We start from the raw sequence: 13,053 nt of genomic DNA, 5'->3' as shown, positions 1-13,053 counted from the left end.
ACAATAGTAAGTGAGGTGATAGGGATGGCAACGAAGGACCTGAATCTGTTAATTGCGCAGCTGCAAGCGATTGCGCAGTCCGGGCGCTACTACACAAAGGATGTTTTTGACCGCGAACGTTACGATCAGCTGGCGGCGATCACCAAGCAGCTGGTGATGTTGCTAGGCGATGCGACTCCCGAACAGGCACGATTGTTTGTAGATCAGGATATTGGCTACGTAACGCCCAAAGTTGATGTGCGGGCCGTCACGTTTATCGATGATCGCCTTTTGATGGTTCAGGAGCGCGCGGGCAAAACGTGGTCCATTCCCGGTGGCTGGGCCGATTTGGGCTATAGTGCCAGTGAAATTGCGGTTAAAGAAACACGCGAAGAGGCAGGCTTGACGGTTAAACCCACTCAGCTTCTGGCGGTCTATTCGGTCCGCAAACGCGACTATGCGCCGCAGAGTACCCGTGACGTGTACAAGTTTTTCATTGCTTGCAAACCTGTAACGAACGTATTAAAGACAGGAATCGAAACTGAAAATGTCAAAACTTTCAGTCGTGAAGAAGCGCTGGCACTGCCGTTATCGTTGCAACGTAACCTTCCCGCTGATATTGCTATGGCGTTTGCGGCACACGTGGCTGAGCATTGGGAGACGCGGTTTGATTGATCGTTTGCTAATTAGTACGATAATTAAGCCTACCTGGGTATGTTGATACTCTTTAAGTGATGTCCAAACAAGCCTAGTCATACTTTCCTTCCAGATCGAGCAGTCAACTGGATTTCTTATTTGGACAACGCGCTGACACAAGTATAATTAAATAATTAATCTTCTTGTTTTTATATAATCATTAACTGTAAATTAGCCAAACAAGTAGAATTAAGTTGACTAAAAGAGAATTATGAGAATATACTAATCTTACGTTGTTTGCAAGCAGAGAATCAGTGCTGGCTAAACGGCGGGATTATGCTAATAGCCTCCATGTTGTTCTGTCTGTTGAGCGTATCTCATGACTTCTGGCACCTAGTTAATCGAAAAATAAGAACAAAGAAGACATCTAACGAGTGTCAGCCACTCAGAAATGTTAGGCGTAGGATGTCTGTTATTTTCTAAGTCAAGATGTTCACACAACGCTCTGCGGAAACTGATATCCCGATTCAAATTCAAGGCTTTTAAAAAAGGAGGTAAACACATAGAGTGAAAAAGTTGACCAATAATACAGTGGAAGCTCTTTATACTATTGGATTTGTAGGCGCATCGATACTGGTTGTAGTCCTGACTTTATGGTGGACTTCATACCGAAATGGCGGTGTGAACTACTACATGAAGGTGGACCAATCTGTTGGTGAATACGCTGTTGCCGTTCCTATTAATTTAACAAAGAAAGGTTACATCTATTGTGGAACAGCGAAAAATGCCGATGGCGTAAAGAGGGTACTTAAGTTTAAAACCGCTGCGCATGATCTTGGTCCTTTTTCTAGAGGACAAATGGTACGACTTGTGTATAACAATCGCTATGGCATTACCCATTATGAGAGGGTTTCGATCGAGCAAGTTCCACCTAAGGCTAGACACTAAATAGCCGAGTTGTTATTAAAAAAGTATTCTCAGTCAATGGAAACAGTTCGATTAATTATTTGCCAGCAAAATGGGTAAGATCGTTGAAATAAGAAGGTATTTGTAGATGCACTTAATTTCAACTGTGCATGATGGAATGATGCCAAGCTATTTGAAACCATGCAGATGGTACCCTGTAGCCTGGCTTTTTTATTGCCGTTTCACTGAGGGCGGTTTGCGGCAGTCGCCAAGCAAAAATTGCTAGGGGATCTATATGTATAAGAATGAACAGATTAAACGATTTCAACTGTTCAAGCAGCAGTTGGCGATTGCTGATAAGAAACCCTTTTCACAGCCGGCACTTTTCACGTTGCTAGGGAAAATCGGCTACATTCAACTTGACAGCATCAACGTCACCAACGCCAGAAGCCAGGACATCTTTTTGTGGTCCCGGTTTAAGAATTATCGGAACACAAGCTATGTCGACTCGTATACCAAGGGTGGTGCGGTCGAGGTTTATTTAAATGCCCTTTCGCTGATGTCAAAAGATTCGCAGTTAGTGAGAAATCTGTACAGAATGAACTTAGCCAAGCTTCAAAACGATGTCAATTACCCCGACTACATAAAGATATATCGCCAGCTAATCCAAGTCGGAAGGGTTTATAAAAAGGACTTTGTCTCCAATCACAATTTACCGCAGTGGGAAATGTCGAAAGAAGATAACGCAATCGACAAACTTTGGCGCGCGGGACTCATTGATATCCAGCGGGACCGCTCGTTTCGGAAAATATTGATCGCCGCTAAGGATGACTTCGCCGATTCTCCCATTGATGTTAACGAACTGGAAAAGCAGGTATATGCGGACTTGATTCTGTTAACATTCAATAATCTTGGGATAGCCACTAAAACAGACGTATTTAACGGAGCGCATTTTCGAAAGCGTTTATTCGATAGTGTTTTTGACGAGTTGCTCAAAGAAAAGCAGATAACAAACATCACGGCTGAAGGACAAGACCATTACATCTTGGCGTCTGATCTAGATGCCTTTCATCACAACGATATCTTTCCAAACATCGCCACTTTGTTGACGCCTTTCGACAATCTTATTCGTGACAGAGCTAGAACGTTGCGGGTATTTGGCATCAACTACAAGTTAGAAAGTTATACGCCGGCTGCTTATCGGAAGCTCGGCTATTTTGCGCTACCCATCCTGATTCAGGATGACATTGTCGGCACGGTTGATCTTCGATTTGACAGAGCCCGCAAACAACTTGGCGTGAACCGACTTGTTTGGAAAAATGAGAAGGTAAATAATCGAGCCAATAGCGCAATCTTGGACGATATTTTGCAGCGCTTCACTGAGTTTATCATGCATTAAGATTATTCACCTCATTGTGTCAAGAAGGCTGGCTGTAAACATTATCGCTGATACCAAAATATTATAATCTTGCAAGCCTAACCAGCAGCATAAAACCTACATTCACAACAAAATTTGCAGTCTGCTCCCGATAAGCATATAAATAACGGTGAAATGCTTAATAAACAAATCAATAGCAAGTCGGGAAGCCAGCTGGCCAAGAATGATGAAGTTAATGTTGTGTCTGTGTACGGCGGCAAATGCCAACGTCACGGCAGAAACTAAGGAGCAGGGTTTGAAATGAAAAAGTTGAAGGTCCGTCTTGATGCATTCAGCGATGCGGTGATTGCCATTATTTTGACCATCATGGTGCTGGATCTGACGCCGGTTATGAAGGATAACTGGGCGAACTATTTGGTGTTGTGCAAGGAGCTGGGGGTGTATTTGATCAGTTATGCTTTTGTGGCGAATATGTGGTACCAGCACAGCACACTGTTTAACGAAATCGATGACATGAGTTACCGCATCATGTTGTATGATTTTCTTTTTCTGATTCTGTTATCGCTTACGCCGCTGGCAACCAACATGATGGCGAGCAACACGACGCAGGTGACAGTGATGGGATATGGCGTCTTGCTGGCAGTTGTGTCGTTCTCTTTTCGGCTTTTGGCCCGCGCCATCATTCATTTTCAATACACCGCGGCTTCAGACATGCGGCAAGTTTATGGGAAAATTTTTGGTGAACACAATCGCATTTATACGCTGTTTAATTTTATCTTGATTGGGTTAGCTTACTTCTTCCCGCATTTTGTGATGTGGTTTTATTTGCCGTATCCGCTTGTTTATCTGTTACTTAGCAGCCGTGATCGCCAACAAATGTACGATGTCGCCCAGTTGACCCCATCACAGCGGGCAGACTATTTGAAACTGCCGCGGGAAAAGATGGCCGCTTTTCGGAAAATGATTGCCGATCAGGCTGCGACGGAAACGGGTAGCACCACCTCGCGCCCAGCCGATAGTGGCTCCCGGCCGGTACTCCCCTGGCTCGATCGGGTGGTAGGAAACGGTATCGAAACTGCCGCGCCACGCACGCCTGGTGGCCGTATCGATGTCGAGCAATTACGGGCATTGCGCCGGGAACAGTGGGCAACATTTTTGATGCAGCAAAAATCCCAACGCGCCAAGGGAAAAGATAGCCAACATGCTGACCATCACGAACAAGAAGATGCTGATAAAGCAGCAGCGCAACAGCTTGAGTTGAAAAAGAAGGCGCAGAAGCAGGCGGACAAAGAGCAGGAGCAGCAACAAGAACGCCAGGCCGATGCGGCCAAACAAGCGGCAAAAGAGCGTGAACGGCAACAAGAAATTGATGAAGATACCCAAGAAGCAGCCAGACACGATTTGGCAAGACGACAAAAGTTAGCCCAAGAAGCTAAAGAACATGAACAAAAAATGGCTGCCAAAGCTGCAGAGCAGGCCTTGGACTTGCAAAAACAACAGCTGCGGTTGGATCGGCGAACACAAAAGGCACGGCTCAAAGCCCAGCGAGAAGAAGTTAAGGCACAAGCGCAGCGGGCAAAGATAGCCAGGAAAGCTGGTATTCCGGTCGAGAAATCTAAAAAAGGAATGCCGACTTCGAAAGAGCAGGGAGAATCCACACATAGGCAAGATTAGTGTTTCTAGGCGATGCAATCATTTGGTTTGTAACTATCGGCAATGCCGGAAATTACATTTGCAACGAATCTTTTGTTACAATTGCTGTACACAGTCCTAAATTTCCTTTATACTTTTGTTATCGACGCAACAATCGTAGCCAAGGAGGACACTATGATTAAACTCATCGGTTTTGAAATATCCGGACATGCGTTGTTTGAAGATGGTACAAAGTTTTCAATTCAGGCAATCGGACAAAATAATGGTGCGACCGCTAATCGTGTCATTGATTATGGTTACGCATTGTATCTCAACAGAACTATTGGTGTTGTTGGTGTAAATGCTTCTGGTAAGAGCACACTTTTCAATTTATTTGATGGGTTGAGTGCCTTTTATTTAGAAGATCAATCAATTGATCAGACGGCATTACAGTACAGTTTACGCGGTACGGGCGATGTTACAGTGATCGCCGACATTGCTCTTACAAGCGGCGTTCGGTATCAGGTTCAAACCATTTTTACACAAGATAAAGATGGCCAGTGGGTTGTTGGTGAGGAGGAAATATACAGAAAGAAGCTAGGGATTTCGGCTCGAAAAAAAGATCAATTCGATTTTAAGGCTTCCCATTTAATACAGAAACGATCTGATTTGAGTGCTGATGTTAGCGCAATGCTTAGCCCTAAAGATTCTTCTTTCCGTGCGTTTAAGGGAGATGAGAAGGTTTCAGAGGTCATTTCTATGGTCAGTGAAGTCGACACAAATCGCGTTATGACGTTTATTGATGTGACGCCAATGAGTTTAATTCAGTATCTAGATGATTCAATCGAATATTTGCATTATAAAACCGACAAAAAAACGCACAGGGTGATTGATGTCCAGTTGAAGTTCAAAGGGCAAAAAGAGCCTTATGTTGCGCCTACCTTTCAGGGCATCATGCATTATTTGTCTTCAGGTACGGTTCGTGGCATTACCTTGTTTTATCAGATGTACAACGCAATCAGGTTTGGGGCGACTTTGCTCATCGATGAAGTCGAGCTACACATTAATAGACGTATTGTTGAAGACTTCATTTCCTTTTTCCAGAATCCGCGGATTAACATTGCAAAAGCAACGCTGGTATATTCAACACATTATCTTGAATTGATTGACGATTCAGAGCGTAAAGATGAAAATTATATTTTGGCGCGAAAACAACGAACACATGTTTATAGATACAGTGACCTCGATATTCGCGGAGATCTAAAAAAGAGCGAAGTGTTCAAGTCGAATTATATTGGTGGAACCGCGCCTAGCGACGAACATCTTGCTGCGCTTAAGAAGGAACTAGTCAAAAAGATGCCTTTCGAGGTTTCTTTGAGGGCTGCTAAATGACACGATCATTGATTGTTGCAGAAGGGACTGCCGAAACAGCAATCTTAGAAATTCTTTTGGAAAATGATTGCTTAACTGTCACACCGGATGATCTGATCTCGGATGAATGGGTTGTTCCAAGATTATTAAAGGGACAATTATTAGCAGAAAAATATTTACAAAGAGACTTTGGAGGGTTCTGGTGCAAAGTTTACTCAGGGAGAGTGCATCCTGTATCATGAATTGAAACTGGAGGTTTTCAGATGACTGATCATTTTAAAGGACGGCAATTCAATCAATCAGTGATTACTTTTGCCGTAGGCTACTACTTGCGTTACAACATCAGTTATCGAGATCTAGTTGAAATGATGCGCGACCGTGGTATTTTCGTGCATCACACAACCCTCATGCGTTGGGTACAACATTACTCACCGATTATGCGGGCTCTATGGCGTAAGCGCCATCGGCGCACTTCCAAAAGTTGGCGTATGGATGAGACCTATATCAAGATCAAAGGTCAATGGAATTACCTCTACCGTGCCATTGATGATCAAGGTCTTACGCTTGATTTTCAACTGCGCAAGAAGCGTGACTTTAACTCTGCCTATCGTTTTCTCAAACGCCTTTTAAAGACCTATGGTCTTCCACATCGATTAGTGACTGATCAGTACGGAGCGACCCTAAAGGCAATTAAAAAGCTTACTAGGGAAGGCTATCTGCACAAAGGTGTGCATCAGTGCTCCAAATATCGCAATAATCTGATTGAGCAAGATCACCGTTTTATTAAGCGGCAACAAGTTCGTTCCGCAAGTTATCAGAGCACTCGGACAGCAGCTAGGACATTATACGGCATTGAAACCATGCATGCGATACACAAAGAAAGCCGAAAGAAGCTAGGCCTCTTCGGCTTTTCAGGGTATCAAGAAGTCGACCAATTGTTAGCGGCATAGGCTACAACCACTAAACACAGTCACTTTGATCTACGCTTAATTTCAACTTTGCACCAGAACCATCATAATTATACTTCTGGAAGCGCTTTATTTCAAGCTGTTTGCTTGGTGAATTTTGTTCAAGGATATAAGTGCGAGGTTTTAATGGGGTCTAGAAGCCATAATTGATGGGCTTTTGATGAACTAGGGCGCAAAAAATAGCTGCCTAAAAGTTATTTCGAAAAATCTTCACATAACAACGGTCGGGGGACAAAAAAATCACTTGATTCCGCCGATTCTGAATCAAGTGATTTTTAAATTAAAGGTGGTTCCTAAATCTCATTGAAGTTTGAAATAAGTATGCACTTCACGTGGATTATTCAGCATTGTCAATAAAGGATATATCAGCCAAACGCATTTGTTGGGCGACTTTCTCATTGATCAAATGGTCTGTAATGACAATATCAACGTTCTGAACATCTGTGGTTTTATAAAGAGCGGTAAGTTCAAACTTGGTGTGGTCAGCAAGAACAATCTTTATGCGACAGTGGTCCATCATTTTCTTGGAAACATCAACCTGGGCGATGTAATGGTTAGTGATTCCGGTCTTTAAGGTGATTCCGCCAACGCCAAAAAATCCAATGTCACAATAAATGTTAGAAATGTTGTTGATTGTTAAAGGACCAGAAACAGCGCCTTCGCTTTGACGTAGGTTTCCGCCAAGAAAAATGATCTGAATGCCTTTCTGATATTCAAGAGATTTTAAGACATTTGTCGAATTAGTCACTACTGTGAGGTCTTTAAAATTTGCTTTCTTAATGGCCTCAGCGACTTCGTAGTTCGTTGTTCCGTAGTCTAAAAAAATAGAAAACCCGTCTTGAATGAAGTGTAACGCCATATTCGCGATTTCCTTTTTTTCCGCTACGTTCATTTTTTTGCGCTTGTCATATTTAGTTTCTTTAACGCTGATGGGCAAGACTGCTCCGCCACGAACAGCATTAACTAAGCCCCGTTGATTCAATGAGTAGATGTCTTTCCGAATAGTTTCTCGCGATATGCCAAGTTCTTCGCTGATTTTGGAAATTCTGACATTTCCATTTCGGTTCAGCTTGTCAACGATCCACTTCTGACGTTCCGTTATGTCCATTTGGAATACCCTAACCTTCCTAAATTCAAGAAAACAGCGCAGGTGTGAAGCTAGATAAGATATATTAACGCAATTGTAATAGAGATGGATTTAATTTGCAAAAAGTTTTTTTGACAATATTTGCAAAGGGCGCAGAGAACCCTCTTTTTTTAAAGTTCGTTTTTGGGCTGATGACGAATATCCATTAGTACATGTAAGCGAACTAACCAGAAAGAAAAAACAAGCCTAAAAGTAAATAAAATAACAATTAGGGATCGCGGACAGTCTGAAAAGTGCAGGAGCTCAAGAAGACGAGTGATGGAACTCGAAATAATGATTTGGCCGGTAAAAATAAAAGGTTCCTCAAGTCGTGGACTTTGCAAAACGCGTGAAACAGCAAACCGAATATTTATATTGAAAACATAGAAATCGATGATGATAAGGAGGCCTTCTAGCCAATCTAGTTCGGATATAAGGTCATATCATCGAGTCTAAACGAATCACAACAATGTATATATGAATTTAGTTCGTAAAAAACAATATAGGTCAAATTGTCAATAGGAATCAGGCGTAAGGGTTCACTAAAATTTTGAGATCCTGATCGGAACGTATCGAGGGGAGAGTTTGGCGTTTGTTCGTAAATAAAAATATTTGCAATGTTATGTTTGTCAGAAATGTAAAAAGCAAATGTCTTGCAAAGTTAAATATTCGTGATAGAATGGCTCTGTTGAAAACGTTTGCAAGACCTGCGTACCGTTTTTAAACTTTGAGACAGAATGGAAGGTTGATATCTTGACTGAGAAGACGGTTAAAGTGTCGGACTTTTTAAATGACAAACTAATTTTCTTGAATCAAACATTTAAAAATACCGATGAGCTTTTTGAAAAGGTGGCAGAAGTTGCCAAAAATTCGCAAATGGTAACTGAAGCTTTTCTGCCAAAAATTAAGGAACGAGAAGCGACATTTCCAACAGGCTTAGAACTCGAAGATAGGGGGGTGGCTATTCCGCACACTGATGCGGACACGATTAAAAGTGAATTCGTTGCTGTTATCACGAATCAGGAGGGCATTCCCTTTAAGAGAATGGACGACCCTAATCAAGATGTGTCAGCAAAGATTATCTTTGTACTAGGTTTAAATCAACCACATGCACAACTTGAGATGCTACAGGCTTTAATGGGCGTTATACAAGATACGTCAGTGTTAAATCAGATCCAGAACGCAACATCGGTGGACGAAATCAAAGAATTACTCAAATAAGAGGTGCTTGTCATGAAAAAGTTAAATGTATTAGTTGCTTGCGGTGCTGGAATTGCAACATCAACTGTTGTAATGAGCAAAGTAGAAGAATTGTTCAAGAAAAATAACATTGATGCTAACTTAGATCAGATAAAGATCGCCGAAGCCTCCTCAAAGCAGGATGGAGCTGACATGTTGATCTCTACAACTGTTTTACCAACAACGTATAAAATTCCGACAATCAAGGCTATGGGATTTTTAACGGGAATTGGTATGGACAAGTTGGAACAGCAAATTGTTGACACCGCAAAAGATATTCAATCAAAGAAATGACCACTTTAATACAAGACAAACGACTTAACATTTTGGAGGTTCCTTATGAAAACGGTTAGCGGAGTTGTTCAATACATCCTAAACATGGGTCCGAGCGTCATGCTCCCGATTATGATATTTATTATTGCGCTTATTTTCAGCGTGAAACCTGCAAAGGCAATACGTTCAGCTTTGACGATCGGCATTGGGATGGTCGGTATCAATCTTGTCATTGGTTTGTTAACTTCCAACATTGGGCCTGCTGCTAAAGCAATGGTCAAAAGATTTGGGTTCCATCTGACGATCATTGATGTTGGATGGCCTTCAGCTGCTGCAGGGGCTTGGGGGCAGCCGATTTCCTCAATATTGATTCCAGTGCTATTGGTAACCAATATCATTTTAATCATGTTGAAAGTTACAAAAACCTTAGACATTGATATTTGGAATTACTGGCACATGGTCGCTGCTGGATCTGTTGCCTTTATTGTTACGCAGAATTGGTGGTTCAGCATCTTATCAGCGATTATCTATATGATCTTCTGCTTGGTCATCGCTGACTGGACAGCAAAGGATGTACAAGAATTTTACGGATTAGAAGGAATTAGTTTTCCAACAGGTTCAAGTGACGCGTTTGGCCTTTTGGGAATTCCAATTTCAGCAGCTATTGCAAAGATTCCTGGAATTAAGAACCTGCATGCTGATTCTGAAACAATTCAAAAGCGTTTTGGTATCTTTGGTGAACCAATGGTAATGGGGATTATTATTGGCGCCGCCATTGGTGCACTTGGCGGTTACGATATTGCTGGTATTTTAAAACTTGGTATCAACATGGGAGCTGTTATGATGCTGATGCCGAGAATGGTCAAGTTGCTGATGGAAGGCTTAATGCCAATTTCTGAGTCTGCACGAGAGGTTCTTCAAAAGCGTTATGGCAAGGATCGTGAGATTTATCTTGGTATGGATGCAGCCTTATCAACAGGAGCACCAGCCACATTAGCGACAGGCTTGTTGTTGGTTCCTATTACTTTGTTTATAGCAGTGATTCTGCCTGGAAATAGGGTGCTGCCGTTTGGAGATTTAGCGACAATTCCATTTTATGTATCCCTTATCGTCGCTAGGAGGCGTGGCAATATTATCCATTCAGTCTTAGCAGGAGCCGTTGTCATCACATTGGCATTGTTTATGGCTACTGACTTTAGTCCTGTGCATACGGAGATGCTACGCGGAGTTGTGAAATTCCCTGCTGGTTCAGCACAAGTTTCTTCCCTCGATATGGGCGGTAATTTCTTAAACTGGATTCTCCTTAAATTCTCAGAGCTGGTAAAAGGATTCATTTAATGAGAGAGGTAAATTTCATTGAAAGCATCAATGTTGGAAGATCTAAATAAATTCTTGGTAAAAGAAATTGATATTCCTAGTCCAAAAAAGGACGAAGTTGTTGTTAAAGTCATGGCTGCTGGTACATGTGGATCCGATAGCCATAAGATGATTAGCGGATGGAAGTATGGCTATCCGGCCGTTATGGGCCACGAGTTCTCAGGTATTGTTACGCAATTAGGGGAGAATGTTTCAAATGTTTCAGTAGGTCAACATGTAGCTGTAGCCCCTTTTATACCATGTTTTAAGTGTCACTATTGTCAGATTGGCCTTTTCCAGATGTGTGAAAATTACTCAATGCTGGGGCAACAAAAGTTCGGTGGTTTTGAACAATATGTTAGTGTTCCTGCCAGAAACGTTCTTGATATCGGAAAGATGAGTTTTGAAGAGGGGGCGTTAATTGAACCAATGGCTGTAGCGGCTCACGCCGTAATGGGAATTAAGCCAGAATTGGGCGATACCGTTGCTGTCTTTGGACTGGGTACGGTTGGCGATTTAGTGGTCCGCTTATTAATTTCTTCAGGGGCAACTAATGTGATTGGAATTGATATCGATGATCAAAAGTTAGAAAAGGGCCTAGATGAAGGTTGCACCCACGTCATTAATTCTGCAAAAGAATCTTTAGAAGAAAAGATTATGGAATATACTGACGGTCTTGGCGTTGATATATCAATGGAGTGCGCTGGGTCAAAGATTACGGAAGAGCAAACATTGCTTTTTACAAAAAGACGCGGCAAGGTTGGGTTTGTTGGAATTGCCTACTCAGATGTTTTGTTACATCAAAGGGCTTTTGAAAACATCTTCCGACATGAATTAACTGTAACAGGTTTTTGGAACTCGTATTCTGCTCCGTTCCCTGGTAGGGAATGGACTAATTCAATTCAATTGGTGAATAGCGGTCGGATAAAAATCAAAGATCTCATAACTCACCGATTTGAGTTAGAAGATATGCAGAAGGCTTTTAACATGATTACGACTCGTTCGGAATCCTTTAATAAAGTGATGTTTTTTCCGAATGGCATAAATTGATGTTGTTTATATTTTGGTGAAATTGGAGGCATTTTATAATGGATGCAGTGAAAACTAAGACAATGAAAGCAGTAGTCAAATCAGAACCTGGATACGATCACATGAGTTTGAAGAATGTAGCAGTTCCAGAAGTTACAGGCAATCATGTTTTAATGAAAGTTGCATATACAGGAATCTGTGGCACTGACATTCACACTTTTAAAGGCGAATATGCTAATGCAGTGACACCTTTAACTTTGGGGCACGAATTTTCCGGTAAAGTTGTTGCCGTTGGTGACCAAGTTACCAAGGTACGTCCTGGCGACCGTGTAACTAGTGAAACGACATTTTCAACTTGCGGCCATTGCGTTTACTGTAAAGCGGGTGAATACAATCTTTGCGAAGAACGCGTTGGAATTGGCACAAAGGCAAATGGAAGCATGGCTAATTATGTTTTAACTCGCGAAGAAAGTGTTCACATCTTGCCTGACAATGTTAGTTATAAAATGGCTGCACTTTCAGAACCATTAGCTTGCTGCGTTCATGCTATGTATCAAAAGACGCCGTTTACTCTGCATGACAAATTGTTGATTATGGGCCCTGGACCAATGGGTTTGCTTTCTTTGCAAATTGCCAAGGAAATTGGCGCATTCACTATTGTGTCAGGAATCACTAAGGATACAGAGAGATTGCAAATTGCCAAAGAACTCGGCGCAGACATTGTCGTTGATACTCAAAAAGAGGATTTAGCTAAAGTAATCATGGATGCGACTGACGGTGTTGGCGTAACCAAAGTTTATGATTGCTCTGGTGCCATCTCCGCAGTTAACAGTGCCTTGCCGCTAATCCGTAAAGGTGGGACATTCCAACAGGTTGGACTCTTTGCAAAGCCGCTAAATGCTCTTGATGAGCGTACGATCATTCAACACGAAATCAATTACATTGGTTCTCGTTCGCAAAACCCATATGACTGGCCAATTGCGCTTCATTTAGAGAGCAAAGGTGCTATTGACCAAGACAAGATGATTACTAAGGTATTTGATCTTGATCATTGGCGTGATGCACTTGAAGCAATGATGGCAGGACAAGAACTTAAAGTCATGATTGCCTCAAATCCAGATGATCCTGATTTTGAAAATTGATTGCTAGACACTGATGCT

13 protein-coding genes are annotated in these 13,053 nt (G+C 42.0%); 12 read left to right on the top strand and 1 reads right to left on the bottom strand.

Annotated elements, in window-relative coordinates:
- Positions 1-24 precede the first annotated feature (24 nt).
- The 7 genes from LACZS1_RS13180 (at position 25) to LACZS1_RS13150 (ending at position 6,852) form a co-directional block, all read left to right on the top strand.
- Positions 25-654 carry an NUDIX hydrolase N-terminal domain-containing protein gene (locus LACZS1_RS13180; protein WP_070651222.1) on the top strand — a complete coding sequence of 210 codons (630 nt, stop codon included), beginning with the start codon at positions 25-27 and terminating at the stop codon, positions 652-654.
- 528 nt (positions 655-1,182) lie between these two features.
- The gene (locus LACZS1_RS13175) at positions 1,183-1,563 is read left to right on the top strand and encodes a YxeA family protein (protein ID WP_070651224.1); all 381 of its coding nucleotides are present in this window, start codon (positions 1,183-1,185) and stop codon (positions 1,561-1,563) included.
- Between the two features lie 253 nt (positions 1,564-1,816).
- Positions 1,817-2,920 carry a DNA glycosylase AlkZ-like family protein gene (locus LACZS1_RS13170; RefSeq protein ID WP_070651226.1) on the top strand — a complete coding sequence of 368 codons (1,104 nt, stop codon included), beginning with the start codon at positions 1,817-1,819 and terminating at the stop codon, positions 2,918-2,920.
- Between the two features lie 279 nt (positions 2,921-3,199).
- Positions 3,200-4,573, top strand: coding sequence for a TMEM175 family protein (locus tag LACZS1_RS13165; protein ID WP_070651228.1), 1,374 nt, complete (start codon positions 3,200-3,202; stop codon positions 4,571-4,573).
- Positions 4,574-4,726: 153 nt separating this feature from the next.
- The gene (locus LACZS1_RS13160; protein ID WP_070651230.1) at positions 4,727-5,923 is read left to right on the top strand and encodes an AAA family ATPase; all 1,197 of its coding nucleotides are present in this window, start codon (positions 4,727-4,729) and stop codon (positions 5,921-5,923) included.
- Positions 5,920-6,144, top strand: coding sequence for a hypothetical protein (locus LACZS1_RS13155; protein WP_093997777.1), 225 nt, complete (start codon positions 5,920-5,922; stop codon positions 6,142-6,144). The genes LACZS1_RS13160 and LACZS1_RS13155 overlap by 4 nt, the downstream gene beginning before the upstream one ends.
- Positions 6,145-6,165: 21 nt before the next feature.
- A complete protein-coding gene (locus LACZS1_RS13150) occupies positions 6,166-6,852 on the top strand; it encodes an IS6 family transposase (RefSeq protein WP_070651234.1) in 687 nt (228 codons plus the stop codon).
- A 355-nt stretch (positions 6,853-7,207) separates the two neighbouring features.
- On the opposite strand, the gene LACZS1_RS13145 is transcribed toward LACZS1_RS13150, so the two are convergent.
- Entirely contained in the window at positions 7,208-7,978 is a 771-nt protein-coding gene (locus LACZS1_RS13145) for a DeoR/GlpR family DNA-binding transcription regulator (protein WP_070651236.1), read from the bottom strand.
- Positions 7,979-8,749: 771 nt separating this feature from the next.
- Between LACZS1_RS13145 and LACZS1_RS13140 the strand changes: the two genes are divergently transcribed.
- From LACZS1_RS13140 to LACZS1_RS13120, 5 genes are read left to right on the top strand one after another with little or no spacing between them, the layout of a single operon-like run.
- Entirely contained in the window at positions 8,750-9,217 is a 468-nt protein-coding gene (locus LACZS1_RS13140) for a PTS sugar transporter subunit IIA (RefSeq protein ID WP_070651238.1), read from the top strand.
- Positions 9,218-9,229: 12 nt separating this feature from the next.
- Complete coding sequence (locus LACZS1_RS13135; RefSeq protein WP_010490631.1) at positions 9,230-9,529, top strand: PTS sugar transporter subunit IIB; 300 nt, start codon at positions 9,230-9,232, stop codon at positions 9,527-9,529.
- Positions 9,530-9,574: 45 nt separating this feature from the next.
- Positions 9,575-10,846, top strand: a complete 1,272-nt coding sequence (locus LACZS1_RS13130) for a PTS galactitol transporter subunit IIC (RefSeq protein WP_070651240.1) — start codon at positions 9,575-9,577, stop codon at positions 10,844-10,846.
- Positions 10,847-10,864: 18 nt separating this feature from the next.
- Positions 10,865-11,914 (top strand): galactitol-1-phosphate 5-dehydrogenase, encoded by a 1,050-nt coding sequence (locus LACZS1_RS13125; protein WP_070651242.1) that lies wholly within the window; start codon positions 10,865-10,867, stop codon positions 11,912-11,914.
- A 38-nt stretch (positions 11,915-11,952) separates the two neighbouring features.
- Complete coding sequence (locus tag LACZS1_RS13120; RefSeq protein ID WP_070651244.1) at positions 11,953-13,035, top strand: zinc-binding dehydrogenase; 1,083 nt, start codon at positions 11,953-11,955, stop codon at positions 13,033-13,035.
- The last annotated feature ends 18 nt before the right edge of the window (positions 13,036-13,053 follow it).

It is taken from the genome of Lacticaseibacillus zeae subsp. silagei (genome assembly GCF_030770335.1).
Lineage (GTDB): Bacteria > Bacillota > Bacilli > Lactobacillales > Lactobacillaceae > Lacticaseibacillus > Lacticaseibacillus zeae.
Note: the sequence above shows the minus strand (reverse complement) of the source record. Positions and strands in the feature narration are given on the sequence as shown.

Excerpts from the sequence above, each read along its gene's own strand:
- LACZS1_RS13180 (WP_070651222.1), top strand. The coding sequence starts at position 25 with ATGGCAACGAAGGACCTGAATCTGTTAATTGCGCAGCTGCAAGCGATT.
- LACZS1_RS13170 (WP_070651226.1), top strand. The coding sequence starts at position 1,817 with ATGTATAAGAATGAACAGATTAAACGATTTCAACTGTTCAAGCAGCAG.
- LACZS1_RS13165 (WP_070651228.1), top strand. The coding sequence starts at position 3,200 with ATGAAAAAGTTGAAGGTCCGTCTTGATGCATTCAGCGATGCGGTGATT.
- LACZS1_RS13160 (WP_070651230.1), top strand. The coding sequence starts at position 4,727 with ATGATTAAACTCATCGGTTTTGAAATATCCGGACATGCGTTGTTTGAA.
- LACZS1_RS13155 (WP_093997777.1), top strand. The coding sequence starts at position 5,920 with ATGACACGATCATTGATTGTTGCAGAAGGGACTGCCGAAACAGCAATC.
- LACZS1_RS13150 (WP_070651234.1), top strand. The coding sequence starts at position 6,166 with ATGACTGATCATTTTAAAGGACGGCAATTCAATCAATCAGTGATTACT.
- LACZS1_RS13145 (WP_070651236.1), bottom strand. The coding sequence starts at position 7,978 with ATGGACATAACGGAACGTCAGAAGTGGATCGTTGACAAGCTGAACCGA.
- LACZS1_RS13135 (WP_010490631.1), top strand. The coding sequence starts at position 9,230 with ATGAAAAAGTTAAATGTATTAGTTGCTTGCGGTGCTGGAATTGCAACA.
- LACZS1_RS13130 (WP_070651240.1), top strand. The coding sequence starts at position 9,575 with ATGAAAACGGTTAGCGGAGTTGTTCAATACATCCTAAACATGGGTCCG.
- LACZS1_RS13120 (WP_070651244.1), top strand. The coding sequence starts at position 11,953 with ATGGATGCAGTGAAAACTAAGACAATGAAAGCAGTAGTCAAATCAGAA.